General features: G+C 65.2%; 16 protein-coding genes and 1 tRNA gene. 7 read left to right on the top strand and 10 right to left on the bottom strand.

The genetic code is table 11. The features are described 5' to 3' along the window. Window positions 1–143: 143 nt before the first annotated feature. Together dgcN and RA25_RS03960 are read right to left on the bottom strand one after the other, a co-directional pair. Complete coding sequence (gene dgcN / locus RA25_RS03965; protein WP_039170457.1) at window positions 144–1,145, bottom strand: N-acetyltransferase DgcN; 1,002 nt, start codon at window positions 1,143–1,145, stop codon at window positions 144–146. A 110-nt stretch (window positions 1,146–1,255) separates the two neighbouring features. After that, on the bottom strand, window positions 1,256–2,527 hold the full coding sequence (locus tag RA25_RS03960; protein ID WP_019294964.1) for an MFS transporter: 1,272 nt from the start codon (window positions 2,525–2,527) through the stop codon (window positions 1,256–1,258). A 174-nt stretch (window positions 2,528–2,701) separates the two neighbouring features. Between RA25_RS03960 and RA25_RS03955 the strand changes: the two genes are divergently transcribed. Both RA25_RS03955 and RA25_RS03950 read left to right on the top strand, forming a co-directional pair. Beyond that, window positions 2,702–3,661: an L-malyl-CoA/beta-methylmalyl-CoA lyase gene (locus tag RA25_RS03955; RefSeq protein ID WP_019294963.1), complete on the top strand. Its 960-nt coding sequence runs from the start codon at window positions 2,702–2,704 to the stop codon at window positions 3,659–3,661. Window positions 3,662–3,727: 66 nt separating this feature from the next. Beyond that, the gene (locus RA25_RS03950; protein ID WP_039170456.1) at window positions 3,728–4,342 is read left to right on the top strand and encodes a hypothetical protein; all 615 of its coding nucleotides are present in this window, start codon (window positions 3,728–3,730) and stop codon (window positions 4,340–4,342) included. Window positions 4,343–4,779: 437 nt separating this feature from the next. Here the strand turns inward: RA25_RS03950 and RA25_RS03945 are convergent, their stop codons facing one another. Next, the gene (locus RA25_RS03945) at window positions 4,780–5,232 is read right to left on the bottom strand and encodes an Lrp/AsnC family transcriptional regulator (RefSeq protein WP_039170454.1); all 453 of its coding nucleotides are present in this window, start codon (window positions 5,230–5,232) and stop codon (window positions 4,780–4,782) included. Between the two features lie 73 nt (window positions 5,233–5,305). Between RA25_RS03945 and RA25_RS03940 the strand changes: the two genes are divergently transcribed. Further along, window positions 5,306–5,902, top strand: a complete 597-nt coding sequence (locus tag RA25_RS03940) for a LysE family translocator (protein WP_029204689.1) — start codon at window positions 5,306–5,308, stop codon at window positions 5,900–5,902. An 88-nt stretch (window positions 5,903–5,990) separates the two neighbouring features. Here the strand turns inward: RA25_RS03940 and RA25_RS03935 are convergent, their stop codons facing one another. Further along, window positions 5,991–6,824, bottom strand: a complete 834-nt coding sequence (locus tag RA25_RS03935; protein WP_039151552.1) for an AraC family transcriptional regulator — start codon at window positions 6,822–6,824, stop codon at window positions 5,991–5,993. 126 nt (window positions 6,825–6,950) lie between these two features. Here RA25_RS03935 and RA25_RS03930 point away from each other — a divergent pair, with 126 nt between their 5' ends. After that, a complete protein-coding gene (locus RA25_RS03930; protein WP_039170453.1) occupies window positions 6,951–7,913 on the top strand; it encodes an acetyl-CoA carboxylase carboxyltransferase subunit alpha in 963 nt (320 codons plus the stop codon). 106 nt (window positions 7,914–8,019) lie between these two features. Here RA25_RS03930 and RA25_RS03925 read toward each other — a convergent pair whose 3' ends face one another. Both RA25_RS03925 and RA25_RS03920 read right to left on the bottom strand, forming a co-directional pair. Further along, on the bottom strand, window positions 8,020–9,225 hold the full coding sequence (locus RA25_RS03925) for a tetracycline resistance MFS efflux pump (protein ID WP_039170452.1): 1,206 nt from the start codon (window positions 9,223–9,225) through the stop codon (window positions 8,020–8,022). 87 nt (window positions 9,226–9,312) lie between these two features. Further along, complete coding sequence (locus RA25_RS03920; protein ID WP_019294956.1) at window positions 9,313–9,726, bottom strand: winged helix-turn-helix transcriptional regulator; 414 nt, start codon at window positions 9,724–9,726, stop codon at window positions 9,313–9,315. Window positions 9,727–9,815: 89 nt separating this feature from the next. Between RA25_RS03920 and RA25_RS03915 the strand changes: the two genes are divergently transcribed. Further along, window positions 9,816–10,577: a YdhR family protein gene (locus RA25_RS03915; protein ID WP_039170450.1), complete on the top strand. Its 762-nt coding sequence runs from the start codon at window positions 9,816–9,818 to the stop codon at window positions 10,575–10,577. Window positions 10,578–10,608: 31 nt separating this feature from the next. Here RA25_RS03915 and RA25_RS03910 read toward each other — a convergent pair whose 3' ends face one another. The 4 genes from RA25_RS03910 to RA25_RS03895 all read right to left on the bottom strand — a co-directional run bounded on the left by RA25_RS03910 (window position 10,609) and on the right by RA25_RS03895 (window position 16,238). Next, window positions 10,609–12,846, bottom strand: a complete 2,238-nt coding sequence (locus RA25_RS03910) for an adenylate/guanylate cyclase domain-containing protein (RefSeq protein ID WP_039170449.1) — start codon at window positions 12,844–12,846, stop codon at window positions 10,609–10,611. Window positions 12,847–12,901: 55 nt separating this feature from the next. After that, window positions 12,902–13,558: a GntR family transcriptional regulator gene (locus RA25_RS03905; RefSeq protein WP_019294953.1), complete on the bottom strand. Its 657-nt coding sequence runs from the start codon at window positions 13,556–13,558 to the stop codon at window positions 12,902–12,904. Between the two features lie 52 nt (window positions 13,559–13,610). Then, window positions 13,611–15,467, bottom strand: coding sequence for an adenylate/guanylate cyclase domain-containing protein (locus tag RA25_RS03900; protein ID WP_039170447.1), 1,857 nt, complete (start codon window positions 15,465–15,467; stop codon window positions 13,611–13,613). A gap of 84 nt (window positions 15,468–15,551) precedes the next feature. Next, complete coding sequence (locus RA25_RS03895) at window positions 15,552–16,238, bottom strand: M48 family metallopeptidase (protein ID WP_039170446.1); 687 nt, start codon at window positions 16,236–16,238, stop codon at window positions 15,552–15,554. Between the two features lie 100 nt (window positions 16,239–16,338). On the opposite strand from RA25_RS03895, the gene RA25_RS03890 reads away from it, so the two are divergent. Together RA25_RS03890 and RA25_RS03885 are read left to right on the top strand one after the other, a co-directional pair. Further along, window positions 16,339–16,665, top strand: coding sequence for a TIGR02300 family protein (locus tag RA25_RS03890; protein ID WP_039151541.1), 327 nt, complete (start codon window positions 16,339–16,341; stop codon window positions 16,663–16,665). A gap of 185 nt (window positions 16,666–16,850) precedes the next feature. Further along, window positions 16,851–16,926: transfer RNA gene (locus RA25_RS03885), tRNA-Ala, on the top strand. The last annotated feature ends 18 nt before the right edge of the window (window positions 16,927–16,944 follow it).

The following is a 16,944-nucleotide window of genomic DNA, read 5'->3' as shown; positions in this document are numbered from 1 at the left end:
CTTTCCTGCGGCCCTGCGCGCGCAGCAGCGGGCCTTGGCACGATGCCCTTCATCCGGGGCACCTGCTCTTTCATCTTGCTAAAAATACTCCCGCCGGAGGCTTCCCAGGCTGCGCCTGAGCACCTCCGGCGGGGGCTGTTAGATCAGACCGCGGCCAGCGCGTCCACCAGGCGTCCGGCGCCGTGGCGGTAGGGGTCGACGGCGGGCAGGCCCATGCGCTCTTCGACTTCGGCCAGGTACTTGACCGCTTCGTCTTCGCTCAGGTGCTGGGTGTTCACCGAGATGCCCACGATCTGGCAGGCCGGGTTGGCGCGCTGTGCCAGCGGCAGGGCTACGTCGCGCAGCTCTTCCAGGCTCGGCACGTCATATTCCGGCAGGCCGCGCATATGGGTGCGGGTCGGCTCGTGGCACAGGATCAGCGCATCCGGCTGGCCGCCGTGCACCAGCGCCATGGTGACACCCGAGTAGGAGACGTGGAACAGCGAGCCCTGGCCTTCGATCAGATCCCAGTGGTCGTCATCGTTGTCCGGGGTCAGATACTCGATAGAGCCCGCCATGAAGTCGGCGATGACCGCGTCCAGCGGCACGCCGTGGCCGGTGATCAGGATGCCTGTCTGGCCAGTGGCGCGGAAAGTCGACTTCATGCCGCGCTCGCGCATCTCGTTGTCCATCGCCATTGCGGTGTACATCTTGCCGACCGAGCAGTCGGTGCCAACCGCCAGGCAGCGCTTGCCGCTGCGCGGTTTACCGTTGGCAATCGGGTAGCCGACGGTGGGCACGCGCACGTCGTGCAGGGTGCCGCCGTGGGTCTGGGCCGCGGCCACCAGGTCGCCTTCGTCGCGCAGCAGGTTGTGCAGGCCGGAGGCCAGGTCATAGCCCATTTCCAGCGCTTCGATCAGAACTGCCTTCCAAGCGTCGGAAATCACGCCGCCGCGGTTGGCAACACCAATCACCAGCGTCTTGGCGCCGGCTTCCTTGGCCTCGGCCAGGGTCATCTCCTTCAAGCCCAGGTCGGCACCGCAGCCCGGCAGGGAGATCTGGCCGACGGCGTGGTCGGGGCGCCAGTCACGGATGCCGATGGCAACCTTGGCAGCCAGCATATCGGGCACGTCGCCCAGGAACAGCAGATAAGGGGTTTCGATCATGGCGGGTTTCCTCTTCACTCTTGCCGGTGAGTTTGCGGAGATTCCCGCACAAGTTCATGCCTAATCCGCTGCGCAGCGCGCCTGGAGCGCAAGATTATCCGTCACTTTTGTCAATTTGCCGAAGATTCCCGCGGTATGTCACCATTGCTGACATTATTTTCCTCCTCCAGCCAAGATTCGGCCTGAAGCACCCCGGTTTGGGGCGCTCCAAGCACCGCTATGGCCTGCTGGGAGCCGGTTTCCTCTGGCGCATCGGCCTGCGTCCGCCGCAGCGCAGCAACCCCCGCGACCATAAAACACAGGGCTGCAAGCAGGATCAGCAATCCATTTCCGTCAGCAATGCTGACCATATTCGGGGCCGCCAGCGTGCCGCCAAACTGGCCGACGTTCAAAAGGAACACCATCGCGCCGCTGGCCGGCACGATCTGGGAGGGTTTCAGCTGGTCGTTGGCATGGGCAGAGCAGACCGCGTACATCGGCAGGCTGGCGCCCGCGAGCACCGCAAAACCGATCACCAGCGCCTGCGGTGTGGGGGTCGCCAGCATCCACAGGCAGGCCGCGGCGCCGATGACGCCGAGCCCCATCAGCACGAGCCGCCGGTCGGTCTTGTCGCTGATCCAGCCGACCGGGTATTGCACCACAGCGCCGACAACCATCGCCACCACCAGCGCACCAGAGGCCTCTGCCGGGCTCATACCGCGCGACAGCGCATACAGCGGCAGCGCGATGAACCAGCCGGCCACCGCGGTCGCACTCACCAGATTGCCCAGCACCGCCATCGGCGACACGCGGTACAGTTTACGCACCGGCATCCGGTCCGGCACCTCATACTCCGGCGCCTTGTTGCCTGACAGCAAGAGCGGAACGATCGACAGCGAGATCAAGATCGAAACCGCCCCGAACAGAAGGTTGCCGCTGGGATCGGGCAGCGCCACCAGTGCAGTGCCGATGGCCGGGCCTGCCATCCAGATCATGAAGTAGATCGACAGGATCTGCGCCCGGTTCTTGTTTTCCGATTTTGCCTGCAGCCAGCTTTCGGTGATCACATACATGCCGGGATAACAGACCCCGGCCAGGAACCGCATCGCCGACCAGGAATAGGGATCGGAGGTCAGCAGGTGCAGGATCGCCGAGATCGACACCAAAGAGGCCAGCGCCGAAAACGCCCGGATATGACCGACCTTGGCCACCATTCCCGGCGCCATCACGGTGCCTAGCAGGGCGCCGGCCGGATAGGCCGCCTGCATGATCGAAATGGTAAGGTCGGAGAAGCCAAGCCCCGCACCCCGGATTGTCAGCAAGGTGACCAGAAGCCCGTTGGCCACCATCAGCATCAGCATGCCCAGAAACAGGGCCCAGTTTTCAATAAATGCACGTTTCATGCCCGGTTGCTCGCACGGGCGCCGCGGGCTTGCGCGCCTGTTTGCGGCAAAGTTTCCGGCGCCGCATCGCAGCGGCACTTTCTGCATGTGCAAAATTCCCTTGCACATGCTCGCGCAACTTTCTAACACTTCACCCCAGCAGAATTGAAATGTCATTACCCGGAGGATTGCCCCATGAGCTTCCGCATCCAGCCCGCCGCCCCGGCGCGCCCCAACCGTTGCCAGCTGTTCGGCCCCGGTTCCAAAGTGAAGCTGTTCGAGAAGATGGCGGCCTCGGCGGCGGATGTCATCAACCTCGACCTGGAGGATTCGGTGGCGCCGGATGACAAGGATCAGGCCCGCGCCAACGTGATCGAGGCGATCAATAGCGTCGATTGGGGCAATAAATACCTGTCGGTGCGGATCAACGGGCTCGACACCCCCTACTGGTACCGCGACGTGGTGGACATTCTTGAGCAGGCCGGTGACCGGCTCGACCAGATCATGATCCCCAAGGTGGGCTGCGCCGAGGATGTCTATGCGGTGGATGCGCTGGTCACGGCCATCGAGCGCGCCAAGGGCCGCACCAAACCGGTATCCTTTGAGGTGATCATCGAGTCGGCAGCTGGCATCGCCCATGCTGAAGACATTGCCAAATCCTCCCCCCGCCTGCAGGCGATGAGCCTGGGGGCTGCGGATTTTGCAGCCTCGATGGGAATGCAGACCACCGGGATCGGCGGCACCCAGGAGAACTACTACATGATCCGCGAGGGCCAGAAGCACTGGTCCGACCCCTGGCACTGGGCGCAGGCAGCGATTGTCGCGGCCTGCCGCACCCATGGCATCCTGCCGGTGGACGGGCCGTTTGGCGACTTCTCCGACGAGGACGGCTATATCGCCCAGGCGAAACGCTCCGCGACGCTGGGCATGGTCGGCAAATGGGCGATCCACCCCAGCCAGATTGACCTGGCCAATCAGGTGTTCACCCCGTCGGACGAGGCGGTCGCAGAAGCCCGCGAGATCCTGGCGGCGATGGAAGAGGCCAAGGCCTCCGGCGCCGGTGCCACGGTCTACAAGGGCCGTCTGGTCGATATCGCCTCGATCAAGCAGGCGGAGGTGATTGTAGCGCAGGCCGAGCTGATCGCGGGCAGCTGACGCCGGTCCGCGACGAGAGGTTCCAAGGGCGTCCCCAGGGGGCGCCCTTTTTGATTGGAGGAAGAGATGCCGGATTTGACCTTGCTGCATACGGCTGAGGTGCATGTGGAAACCTTTCGCGCGCTGGCGCCGGAGGCGGATCTGGACCAGCAGGTGCGTGCTGATTGGCTGGAGCGGGCGCAGGGCGGAATTGATGCGGGCCTGAGGGCAGAGATTGCCGCGGCGGTCGCGGCGGCGGACGGGCCGGTCTTGTGCACCTGCACCACCCTTGGCCCGGCGGCGGAGGACGCGGGCGCCATCCGCATCGACTGGCCGATGATGCAGGAAGCGTCGCGCACCGGCGGGCCGGTGCTGATGGCCTATTGCCTGGAGAGCACCGCCGAGCCTTCGGAAGCGTTGCTGCGCCGCGCCTTCGGGGCGCGTGACCCGGAGCTTACTTGCCTTGAACTGGGCCAGCACTGGCCGCTGTTTGAAGCCGGAGAAGGAGCGGGTTTTGCAGCTGCCATCGCAGAGGATGTGGCCGAGGCCCTGGCGGCAATGGATTTTGGCTGTGTGGTGCTGGCGCAGGCCTCGATGGCCGGGGCGGCTGAGCTGCTGCGAGAGCAGACACGGGTGCCGGTGCTTGCCTCTCCGGAGATTGCAGTGCGGGCTTTGCTCGCGGAGCATAAGGCAGGCGCCTAACCAAGAAGAGGCGAGCAGCGGCATGGCATGCGTTTTTCCCGGCCAAGGCTCCTGCCCTGCCGGTGTGTCAGATCCGTTTTTGCCTGTATCCATGATCTGCTTCAGCGGAGGCGTTATGGACTGGCGGCGCCGCCAGAATGGCGGAGATGGACGGGCGTATCCGCCCGCGTGCTAAACGTTGTCTCTGCACGGCCCCGCTGCCAGGCGGGTGTCCGGTTCCAAAGATGCCGGGGAGCCAAGCCCCGGCGGGTGATCGCGACCGGGAGCAAGACTGCCAAAAGCGGCTTAAGATCCGGTGAGAGCAGCGTACGCAGGGTGCGCAACACCTGCAGCCGCGCGCCGGTGGATACCGTAGTGCAGTGAGTATTTAGGGAAAGATGAAGCGCATCAGCCTTTCATCTTTCCCCAAATACTCAAAATCCAGCCTCAGCCAAAGTTCACGCCCGCAGGTCCTTGGGCGAGCCCATCACCACATAGGTGGTGATCGCGGTGACATAGGGCGAGGTGCCGAGGATGTCGGTATGGAACTTCTTGTAGCTGGGCAGATCGGCGCATTCGACACGCAGCAAGTATTCGATGGTGCCGGTGATGTTGTGGCATTCCACCACCTCCGGCGCCGCCTGCATGGCGCGCTCAAACGCCTCCTGCGCCTCCTTGGTGTGCTCGCCCAGGCCGACGCCGATATAGGTGGCAAAGCCCACCCCCAGCTTCTGCCGGTCCAGAACCGCGCGGTAGCCGGTGATGACGCCTGCGCGCTCCAGCTCCTGCACCCGGCGCAGGCAGGCCGAGGGCGACAGGCCCACCCGCTCAGCCAGTTCCAGATTGCTGATGCGGCCGTCGCGGGTGAGCTCCTGCAATATCTGCTGGTTTATCTTGTCATTTTTCGCCATTAGTTGTGAAATTACGCGCAAGTAATGGCAGAACGCAATTTCATTTGGCGCGTTTGGCGCAATGATTTTGCGCATGACCTATGAACTCCTCACCGCGCTTGCGCTCTTCGCCTTTGTCTCCTCGATCACTCCGGGGCCAAACAACCTGATGCTGATGGCCTCGGGCGCCAATTTCGGCTTCCGCCGCACCATCCCGCATATGCTGGGGGTGGCGCTGGGGTTCGTGTTCATGGTGCTGCTGGTCGGCGCCGGACTGGTGCAGGTGTTTGATGCCTTCCCGGTCAGCTACACAGTTCTGAAGGCGGTTTCGGTTGTGTATCTGCTGTGGCTGGCGTGGAAGATCGCCAATGCGGCACCGGTGCAGGCCAAAGGCGCGGAAGGCCGTCCGATGACGTTTTTGCAGGCGGCGGCGTTTCAATGGGTGAACCCCAAGGCCTGGGCGATGGCCCTGACCGCAATCAGCGCCTACACGCCGGATCAGACGCTGGCGGCAATCCTGCTGGTGGGGGCGATTTTCGGCGCGATCAACCTGCCCTCGGTCGGCTCCTGGACGGTGCTGGGCCAGCAAATGGCGCGGTTCCTGACCAGCCCGCGCCGCCTGGTGCTGTTCAACTGGACCATGGCGGCGCTGCTGGTGGCCTCGCTCTACCCGGTGATCTGGCCGCAGTAACGCGAGCGGCGCTCCCGGCCCGAAGGAGCGGAGCTCCCGCCCCCGCGCAAGAGGGCGGGCGCTGCCCGGCCTTCCGCCGGGCGGGACGTCATTTCAGGGGCAGGCAGATCTCGGTCAGAAGATCCTCCGGCGCGGTGTCGCGGGGGTTGTTGAGATAGACCTCGTAGCAGGGCTGGTCAGCCGGCTCTTCGTTCGAGGCGGGCAGCCAGTTGCCAAACAGACTGTGATAGGCGGCGTGGATGCCGGAATACGGCCCCTTGTAGGTGAGCACCGCGACGCGGCCGCCGGGCAGGCTTACTTCCTCCATGCCTTCCGGCAGCGCATCGCCGGTGAACTCTCCCCCGGCAAAGCTGCGCAGGTCCGCCTCCGCCACCTCGTCGGGGCTGTCGAAATAGACCCCCAGCACCGCGCCCAGATGCGGCCACAGCTGGCGGGTTTCGCAAATGGCGCCAAAGGCCTCGAAGCTTTTGCCGATTTCATGGTAGGCGCCCTTGTGCGGCAGGCCAGCCAGGCGGCGGGCGGGGTCGGTGCGGGTGATCACATCATACATGGGATAGCTTCCTGTTCTGAGGGCTGGGTTGGGCAGCCGCACCTGGCCGTCGCGGCGAAAGGCTGCCGGGCTGCTGCCGTAAGACTCAGAGAACGCGCGGGAGAAGCTGTTCTGGTTCGGGTAGCCAGCGCGGGCGGCCACCTGCGCGATAGGCATGTCGTCCTTCGCCAGCCAAACCGCGGCCCTATGCAGCCGGATCCGGCGCACCGCTTGGGCGCAGGTTTCGCCCGTCAGGGCGCGGAACACCCGGTGCCAGTGGAACCGCGACATCGCCGCCACGTCCGCCAGCCTGTCCAGCGACAGGTCTCCATCCGTGTTATCATGGATATGGGCCAGAACCCGCAGGATCCGGTCTTCGTAGCTGGCTGCCATTTGCGGCGTCTCCTTCGTGTCTCTCTGCTCTCAGGTGATGGCATAAGCCTAGATCACAAATCTTGCTGAGTTGCATCTTGGCGCAGCTAAGGCCATATAGCTGCAAACCTGCAGAGCAGAGGCAACATGACCCAGTATCTGGAATTCGAAAAACCGCTGGCCGAAATCGAGGGCAAGGCGGAGGAGCTGCGGGCGCTGGCGCGCGCGAATGAGGAAATGGATGTGGCGGATGAGGCCAAGGCGCTGGACGCCAAGGCCGCCCAGCTGCTGCAGGACCTCTACAAGAATCTGACGCCCTGGCGGAAGTGCCAGGTGGCGCGCCATCCGGAGCGCCCGCATTGCAAGGATTACATCGAGGCGCTGTTCACTGAGTACACGCCGCTGGCCGGCGACCGGAACTTTGCCGATGATCTGGCGGTGATGGGAGGCCTTGCGCGCTTCAACGACCAGCCGGTGGTGGTGATCGGCCACGAGAAGGGGTCCGACACCAAATCGCGCATCGAGCGCAACTTCGGCATGGCGCGGCCTGAGGGCTACCGCAAGGCGATCCGGCTGATGGAGATGGCCAGCCGCTTCAAGCTGCCGGTGATCACCCTGGTGGACACTGCCGGCGCCTACCCCGGCAAAGGCGCCGAGGAGCGCGGCCAGTCCGAGGCGATTGCGCGTTCGACCGAGATGTGCCTGAAGATCGGCGTGCCGCTGATCTCAGTCATCATCGGCGAAGGCGGATCCGGCGGTGCGGTGGCCTTTGCCACGGCGAACCGTGTGGCGATGCTGGAGCATTCGATCTATTCGGTGATCTCGCCCGAAGGCTGTGCCTCGATCCTGTGGAAAGACGCCGAGAAGATGCGCGAAGCCGCCGAGGCGCTGCGCCTGACCGCGCAGGACCTGAACAAGCTGGGCGTCAACGACCGGATCATCCCGGAACCGCTGGGCGGCGCCCACCGCGATGCCAAGGCCGCGATTGCATCCGTCAGCGGCGCAATCCAGGAGATGCTGGATGAGCTGAAGGACATGGACTCTGCCGCGCTGGTCAAGGACCGGCGCCAGAAGTTCCTCGCCATCGGATCCAAGGGGCTGGCCGCGTAAGCGCCGGTATCAGCGATAGACAGATAACCCGGCTGAGAGGCCGGGTTTTTTGTTGTGCCCGAGAGTTGTGCGTGCGGGCTGAACCAACAGGTTGGTCACGGCCCTGTCAGGCGGAGGCATGGCCTTTCAAGCGGACCGCCAAGGGCATCATCGCGATGACCAGAACCGCCGCAAACAGGAAGGGCGCGCCCGGCAGATAGAGGCCATCCGCATCGACGGAGGCCTGAAACAGAGAGGTCATCGCAAGCGGCGACACGATTGCAGCCACCGAAGACAGCGACGCAATCACGCCCTGCACCACGCCCTGACGGTCCTCATCTGTCTGGTTGGAAGCCATGGCCGTCATCAGGGCCGGCACCAGGTCCGAAAGGGCAGCAAGCACAAGGAACACCATCAATCCTGCAATAGATCCCGTGAAGCCAAAGCCGATCATGCCAATCAGGGCAGACGCCATCCCGAGCATCAGGGTGGGGAAATCCCCGAACCACCTGATGAGGTTGGGCAGCAGCCCGCCCTGAACCAGCGCCAGTAGCACGCCGTAGGCTGCCAGTGACAGGCCGATGTAGAGAGTCGGCCAGCCGAACACTTCGCGGGTCCAGAAGGCCCAGATCGTCGGGTAGACCATATTGGCAAACTCGAACATGAAGATGCACAGCAGCGGCACTGCAAGGCCCGGCAGGCGGAAGGCATCGAAGATCGACTTGAAGGGATTGAGGTCGCGCTTGCCGAAGGGGCGGCGCTTGTCCGGTGCCAGGCTTTCGGGCAGCACGAGTATCCCGAACAGTGCGTTGGCCGCCGACAAGCCTGCCGCGATCCAGAACGGCGCCGCGAGGCTGATCTCCGCGGCGAGACCGCCGATTGCCGGACCCAGCACGAAGCCGATCCCGAAAGCCGCGCCGATGAGGCCGAAGTTCGCCGCCTTTTCCTGGGGTGAGGAAATGTCGGCAATATAGGCGGTTGCGGTGATGTAGGTTGCACCGGCGAGCCCCGCGAGCGTGCGCCCGAGCAGCAGCAGCCAGAAGCTGCCGGCAAGCGCCATGATCACATAATCCAGTGCCAGCATGGCAAGCGCAGCAATCAGCACCGGCCTGCGCCCGGCCGAGTCAGAGATGCTGCCGACAACGGGGCCGCACAGAAACAGCGCACCTGAATAGGCGGCCATCAGCAGCCCGCCCCAAAACGCCCCCTGCCCGGTTCCGCCCGCTCCGACCCGGTTCATCAGGTCCGGCATGATCGGGAACACAATGCCGATGCCGATGGCATCAATCATCAGCGTGATCAGAATGAAGGTAATGGCACGGTTCTTGAACATACTGCCCTATCGGACGGGGACCGGGCAAAAGCAAGTCTTGTGAAAGCTGCGGCCAGCGGCCCTGTTGCCGAAACCAGGAGACCAGCCTCAGGGCAGCTCCCCTGCCCGCATCCTGGCCTCAGTTCCGGGCCGGTCGGCCTCGATCTTGTCCAGGAAACCGGTCATGGCGTGGGCGGCGGGGTTGTGGCGACCGCTCCACAGGGCAATCTCGATCAGCACCGGCGCTAGGCCGCGGCCCTTTTCTGTCAGCGCATAAACGTAACTGCGGCCATTGTCCGGATCCTTGGCCTTGGTGACGATGCCCGCCTCTTCCAGCTGCTTCAGCCGCTGCGCCAGGATGTTGGTGGAGATCCCCTCCCACCCTGCCAGCAACTCGCCATAGGTGCGCGCGCCCTTCACCGCCATGTCGCGGATCACCAGAAGGCTCCAGCGGTCCCCGAAAATGTCCAGCGCATAGGCGACGGGACAGCCGGAGTCGTATTTGCTGCGCGATTGGGTCATACAGCCTGCCTAAAGTTTTCACTTGCAAAGTGCAAGCACTCATGCGAGCCATTGAATCACTTGCAAAACGCAAGCAATCAGGAGTGACCATGAATAAGACACCAACGAACGCGGAATCCCGCGAACGATCGCGGCTGTCCCGCCGCCAGCTGCTGGCCGCCTCAGCGGGCGCGCTGCTGCTGCCCTCACTTGCCAAAACACAGGAAACCGCCATGACCCCCAAAGCCTTTGTCTATACCGAAGTTGCCATCTCCGTGCCGTTCGGCCAGGCGCCCTGGCAGCAGATCAACGAGCAGATCCGGCAGCAGCCGGGGTTCCTGAACAAGACCTGGCTGTCGGGCCACGGCAACAACTCGCTGGGCGGTTTCTATGGTTTTGACAGCATTGAAAACGCACGCGAATTCGTGACCGGTTATTTCCCGTCAGAGCCGCGCGTCTTTGGCGTCGCGCATAACACTCGGGTGTTTGATGCAGAGGTGACCGAAGCCGCCAGCCGCGACATGGGCGCGGTGCATTACGGCGGCCCGGCAGCAGCCCCCGGCGCCTTTGTCTATACCGAGCTGCAACTGTCGGTCCCGTTTGAAGACGCGCCCTGGCAGGCCCGCAACAAGGCGCTGAAGATGCTGCCGGGGCTGCAGAACAAGGTCTGGCTGAGCGGGCTGCAGACACAGACGCTAGGCGGGTTCGATGCCTTCGCCACGCTGGATCAGGCGCTGGATTTTGCGGTGAAAATGTTCCCGGAAACGGCCGCAGAGCTGGGCTGTGCCTTCTATACACGGGTGTTTGACGCGGCGCTGACGGAGACCGCCAGCCGGGCGATGAATTCACCCTACTACAGCCCGGCCGCCTGACGCCCGGCCGGGTTCACAACAGCCGCCCCTGTCAGAGGTCCTTCTCAGCAAGGCTGCTGCGGATTCGTTCCGCAGCCAGGGCCGCACGTTTACCGGCCAGACCCGTGCCAGCGAGGGAGTCCAGAGCCGCCAAGGCCGGCTCAGCCGCTGCGCCAATACTGCCGAGGGCATTGGCGGCCTCCTTGCGCACAAAGGCGGAGGGGCTGTCCAGAAGCGCGGTCAGCTCCGGCACCGCCGGGGCTGCCGCAGCGCCGAACAAGCCCAGCGCCCGCGCCGCCTGGCGCTGGGTGCTGGCATCGGACAGCGACAGTTCCGCCCTCAGGCTGGCGACTGTTGTGCCCGGCGGCAGCGCCGCCAGCCGCAGCCCGTCTGACAGCCGCCGGTTCAAGTGCTGGCTGGCGCCGGTCCAGCGCAGGATGAAGAAATAATCCTGCACCGCGGCCGGCAGCGAGGCGGTGCTGCCGCCGCTGTGCCAGCGCTCCACCATTTCACGCGCAGCCCGAATTTCCCCCTGCAACGCCAGCACAGAGGCCGCAACCGGCATCAGCTCGCTGGCATGCGGGTTGCGGTCCAACTCCGCCTGCAGCACGTCGGCGGCCTGCAGCAGATCATCCATTGCAAAAAGGGCTGCCGCCTCGAACAGCGCGTAGTGGCTGGGATGCTTGGGATCAAGCCGCATGGCGGCGCGGACAAAGGCCAGCCCCTGTTCCGGCTCGCCCGCGGCAATCAGCGCCCAGCCCATTGTCAGATGAGCCTCAGGATCGCTGGGCTGGAGGGCAATCGCTTTGGCCGCTTCCTGCCGGGCCTCGATGGTGCCGCGGCTGCCGCCATAGACCCCCTCCCAGTCCGGCAGGTTCAAGAGCACCATCGCCCGGATCACGTGCCGGAGCGGCGTGTCGTGCCGGACAGCTTCGCGCAGGTGTTTGTAGAACTGGCCGATGTGCGTCTGGCCGGTGGCCGGGGTGTAGCCCCGCCAGTGGTGCAGGATATGCGGGCGCAGATGCGCCATTGCCAGGACAGCCCAGGCGCGGCCATAGCCCGGATCCAGCACCACCGCCTGTTCGAAATGCGGGATTGCGGCCAGATTGTCCTGCTCGTTGAACCGCGCGTACAGTTCCCAGCCCTGCTGGAAGGCTTCGCGCGCGGCGATAGTGGCGGTGTCCTGCTGTTCGATGCCGCTGCGCTCTTCGGCGTCCAGGGGCAGGCCGATCGCCTGGGCGATGGCTAGGGCAATACGATTCTGGACCGAGAAGATATCCTCCAGCGGGCCATCGAACCGTTCGGCCCAGACCAGCTGGCCGCTGGTGGTATCCGTCAGGCGGATGTTGACCCGGAACGCCGCGCCAGTTCCGCGCAGGCTGCCGTCGACCACATAGCGCACCCCCATTTCCTCGGCGAATTGCACCGGGCTGATCTGCTGCCCCTTGTAAGCAAAGGAGCTGTTGCCGGCGATCACGAACAGACCTGAGATCCGCGACAGGTCGGTGATCAGGTCCTCAGAAAAACCATCCGCCAGCATCGCGTTGCCGCTGTCACCGGTAGTGTCGGCAAGCGGCAGCACCGCAATGGAGGGCAGGTCCGGCAGCGGGAAGGCCATCCGCGCCGCCACCGCCTGGTCCGGGTTGGGCTGCCAGGGTGCAATCCACAATACCGCCACTGCTGCAGCGGCGGCGAGAAGGCCGGCCCCTGCGGCCAGCCGGGAGCGAGAGGCCTTGGGCCCGGATGCCGGCCGCGGCGCCTGCCCGGCCTTTTGGACCCGGTAAGCCTCCACCGGCTCCGGTATATTCTTGACCTTTTGCGGGCCCATCGGGATGTAGTCCGCAGCGATGCTTTTGCGGGCATAGCTGACCACAGCCTGCGAGGCGGTGATGCCACCCGGCTCTGCCAGGGCTTCCAGCCGGGCCGCCACATTGACGCCGTCGCCCAGGATGTCCCCGCCGTTGGAGATGACGTCGCCCACGTTGAGGCCGATGCGCAGCAGGATGGCCCGGTCCGCTGCCACCCCGGCATTGCGGGCCTGCAGCCTGTCCTGGATGCTGAGAGCCGCGCGCAGGGCATCAACGGCGCTGCGGAACTCGATCAGGAAACTGTCGCCCGCGGTATTGGCGATGCGGCCGCCGTGCTGCTCTGTCAGCGGCTCGACCACCTCGCTGCGGATGGCGCGAAGGGCGGCAACCGTGCCTTCCTCATCCGCGGCGGTCAGCCGGGAATAGCCCGCTACATCAGCAGCCAGGATCGCTGCCAGGCGGCGATTTGAAGGGCTTTTCATAGGCTTGGAGTGTACCAGTTCACCCGCAGCCTGGGAACCGGTTTCACAGACCGGCTTAGCTTGCCAGCAGCCGCAGGCCCTGGGTGACGTCGGAGCGCACCGCCAGCCGCAGGCCAGGCTCATCCCCCGCCTTGAGTGCGGCGATGATCAGACGGTGGTTCTGCGGCGGATCGGTGCGGCGCAACCGGCCATAGAGAGCACGCATCGTGGGCCCCAGCTGCAGCCAGACGGTTTCCGCCATCGCAAGCATCGCGGGCGCCTGGGCGCGCAGGTAGAGTGTGCGGTGAAACTCCAGATTGGTGCGGATGTAACCGACCGCATCGCGTTTCGAGACCATCTCAGCGACGTTGGAATTGATCGTCTGCAGCCGGTCGATCAGCGCCATGTGCGCGCGCGGCAGGGCGCGGCTGGCCAGTTCCACCTCCAGCAATGCGCGCAGGGCAGCCAGTTCCTCGATCCGTTCGTTTGTCAGCTCCGGCGTCGTCACCCTGCCTGAGGAAGACAGAAACAGTGCACCCTCGGCAGCCAGGCGTCGCACCGCTTCGCGGGCGGGTGTCATCGAAACGCCGAATTCACCGCCGATTCCGCGCAGGGTCAGCGCGGCGCCGGGGGTGATCTCGCCATGCATGATGCGAGTGCGCAGGGCGCGGTAAACACGGTCATGAGCGGGCGCTGAGGCGGCTTCCTGGGCGGGGCGGACAGTCTGGTTCATGCCATTCATGTGATCACAAATCCCGCTGCGGTCAACCGCGCAATTGCGCGCGTCAGGGGCGGCCCGCAAGTCCGGCCAGGCTGAGACCGGTGCGCAGCGCCCGCCGCGGGGCCGCGGCAGAATAGGGAAAGGCTGCTGCCGCCTGATCCAGCGTCAGCGGCGCGCCTTTGAGCCCGGCGCAGGCGGCGGCGGCCTCGTCAAAACTGCCCAGTGCAGCCAGGCTGGCGCAGAGCAGCACCCGCGCCTGCTGCGCCGCAGGCTCCAGCGCTAAGGCCTCGGCCGCCGCCGCTGCGGCTTCCGCGTCCTGCCCGGCCGCAAGGTGCATCGAGGACTGCAGTGTCAGGGCCATTGGCTGCGGCAGCGGATCCAGTTGGCGGACAAGGCCGAAAACTTTTTGAGCGCCGCTCCCTTGGCCGGCCAGATGAAGCAGCCAGGCACGCAGCAGCTGACCTTGAGCGTCGTTGGGGTAGGCCTCAGCCAATTGTTCGGCCAGCCGCAAGGCTGCGTCGGGTTCACCGGCAAACTGCGCCGCCAGCGCCCGCAGTTGCAGGACGCCAGCCTGTGGCGGCAATCTGGCCGCGATCTGCGCCGCCTCTGCCGCGCGCTGCGGCAGTGCGGCCAGCGGGCCGGTCAGCATATCGAGGTGCCAAAGCGCCGCCAGCGCCTGTGCCTCCGGCCAGTCCGGAGCCATCTGCAGCGCCCGGCGCAGGGCCAGCTCCGCCCCGCTGCGGCTGCCTTGCTCCCTCAGGCTGCGGGCGGCCAGCAGCTGCACCACCGCGTCGTCAGGCACTTCCGGGCGGACAGGCTCCGGCAAGGGTTTTCCGAAGTAACGGACAATGTTTGCCGCAAGCTGCGGGGCCAGTGGCGCCGCCGCTGCCAGCCGCTGCGGCGGCAGAATGCTGAGCGGTTTTGCCCCGGCCTCGCCGCCGCTGCCAGCCGCTGCCTGCAGGATCTCCAATCGCACCCCGTCATGGAGGGTGCCGGGCAAATGGCCCGTGACCACGAAATCCGCCCCCAAGAGCGCCGCAGCCTCGCCCGGCAGCAGACCTGCAGCGGCACGGCTGCTGGACGGCGCAATAATGCGGACATCGCTGGCGGCAGCCAGGCTGCGGGCCACGTCCTGCGACAGCATCCGCGCGGTTTCCGGCTGCAACGTCTCGGCTGTGAAAGGCAGCACCGCAATCACCGGGCGGCCCTCAAATGCCGCGGCAGCGGGCTGACCGGGCACGGGTGCGGCGCTGCCCTGGCGGCCCGCTTGCTGCCAGCCCCAGATCCCGGCCACAGCTGTGGCCGCCCCCAGGCAGCCTGCCAGCAGCAGCACCGCGGGGCGCATGCCGGCGCGCTGCGCAGGCGCGGGCGGCCTGGGCGGCTGGGTGCTGCGGCGCAAGGACGGCAGCGAGGTCAGTTCTTCTCCAAGGACAAAGACCTGCACCGGATCGGGAATATTCTTAACCTCATGCAGACCGAAATCCTCGAAATCATAGGGAATGCGGTTGCGGACTTGGTCATAGGCGGCGGCCGACAGCGCCACCCCGCCGGGCTGCGCCAGGCTTTCGAGCCGGGCAGCGATGTTCACCTCGTCGCCGAAAACGTCGCCCTGGGCGATTAGCACCTCGCCCAGATTGATGCCGATGCGCAGCTGCAGATGCCGGGTGCGCGCCGCATCCGACTGGATCTGCGCTGCGGCCTCCACAGCCGAGATCACGCTGGGAAACAGCGCCAGCACCCCGTCGCCCATCAGCTTGACGATGCGGCCGCCATGGCTGCGGATGGCGGGCGCAATCAATGTCTGCTGCTGTGCCAGCACCTGGTTCAGGGTGCCAGCCTCGTCCTGGGCCATCATCCGGCTGAAGCCGGAGACATCCAGCATGAAGATGGCGGCAAGGCGTCTTTGCGGCTTGTCTGACACGGGACACGGGCCTTTTGACCGGGAACTGGCAACTGCAACTGGTGTCAGCTTAGCCCGCGCACCCGCCGGCTCAAAGCCCTGATTCTATTCGCCGAAACGGAAGCGGTGCAGGCTGGCGCCGTTTTCGCGCAGCCAGGCGCGCGGTTCCTGCCAGCGGCCGTGGATGCGCTCCACCGTGTCCCAGAAGGCCTGCGAGTGGTTCATTTCCGCCAGATGCGCCACCTCATGGGCGGCGACATAGCGCAGCACCGCGGGCGGTGCCAGGATCAGCCGCCAGGAATACATCAGCCCGCCGTCCGCAGTGCAGGACCCCCAACGCGAGCGGGTGTCGCGCAGGGTCAGACGGCTGTAGCCCATGCCCAGCCGGCCAGCGTAGAAATCGGAAGCCTCGGCCAGCCGGTTGCGCGCTAGTTCCTTGAGGTACCGCTGCAAGGGACGGCCCGGATTGGATCCCGGTACTGCGATGCGGCCGGCATCCAGCTGGATGCGGCGGCCTGGTGCGGGCTTGATCACCCGGTCCTGTCCGTCGATGGGCAGCACCGCGCCAAAGACCGCATCCACCGCGTCAGGGTGCTTTTCCAGGTTGGCACGGATCCAGTCGGCTTTTTCCTCCGCAAAGGCCAGCGCGGTGCGCTCCGGCAGCCCCTTAGGCAGGGTCAGCGTCACCCGCCCGTCCAGCGAGGAAATCCGCAGGCTGATCCGCCGCGCCCGAGCAGAACGGCGCAGAGTCAGCTGCACTGGCGGGTTCCCGGAGAGATGATAGTCGGCCATGCACGTGCCCTTTCCAGGCTTTGGCTTTGACAGTGCCCCCCTCATATGGCAAGGCACCGGAATCGTCGATACGACTCACCAGTAAATCAAGGGGATCCACATGCCCAAGGAAGAATGGGGTGTAAAGCGCGTCTGCCCCACCACTGGCAAGCGCTTTTATGACCTGAACAAGGACCCGATCGTCAGCCCCTACACGGGCGAGGTCGTCGAGCTGGATACCGGCAAGACCCGGATGATCGAAGCAGATGCCGAAGATGCGGCCACCCTGAAGGCCAAAGAGAACATGGACGCGGATGACGTGGTCCTGGATGATGACGAAGACGTCGATGTCGATCTGGGAGATGATGTCCTGGATGATGACGATGATGATGACAACGTCTCGCTGGACGACATCGCCGACATGTCGTCGCCGGACGACGATTCCTAAGGCGTTTCAAGCGGTTCGGGGGCGCGGCCTGCTGTCCCCGGACCGTCCGCTTTGACCGGCGGCAAAAATTTTCGGACCCGGCGCATTTTTCCGCTTGCAGCCCGCGCCGCCGTCCCGTAAACGACGCTCACACCGCAAGACGGACCGCACCGGAGACGGAACGGACACTGAAAGCGGACAGGTTTGGGGCCTTAGCTCAGCTGGGAGAGCGCCTGCATGGCATGCAGGAGGTCAGCGGTTCGATCCCGCTAGGCTCCACCAAATCCTCTCTTTTGATAA

Origin of the sequence: Leisingera sp. ANG-S5 (genome assembly GCF_000813925.1) — a bacterium.
Taxonomy (GTDB): Bacteria; Pseudomonadota; Alphaproteobacteria; order Rhodobacterales; family Rhodobacteraceae; genus Leisingera.
Note: the sequence above shows the minus strand (reverse complement) of the source record. Positions and strands in the feature narration are given on the sequence as shown.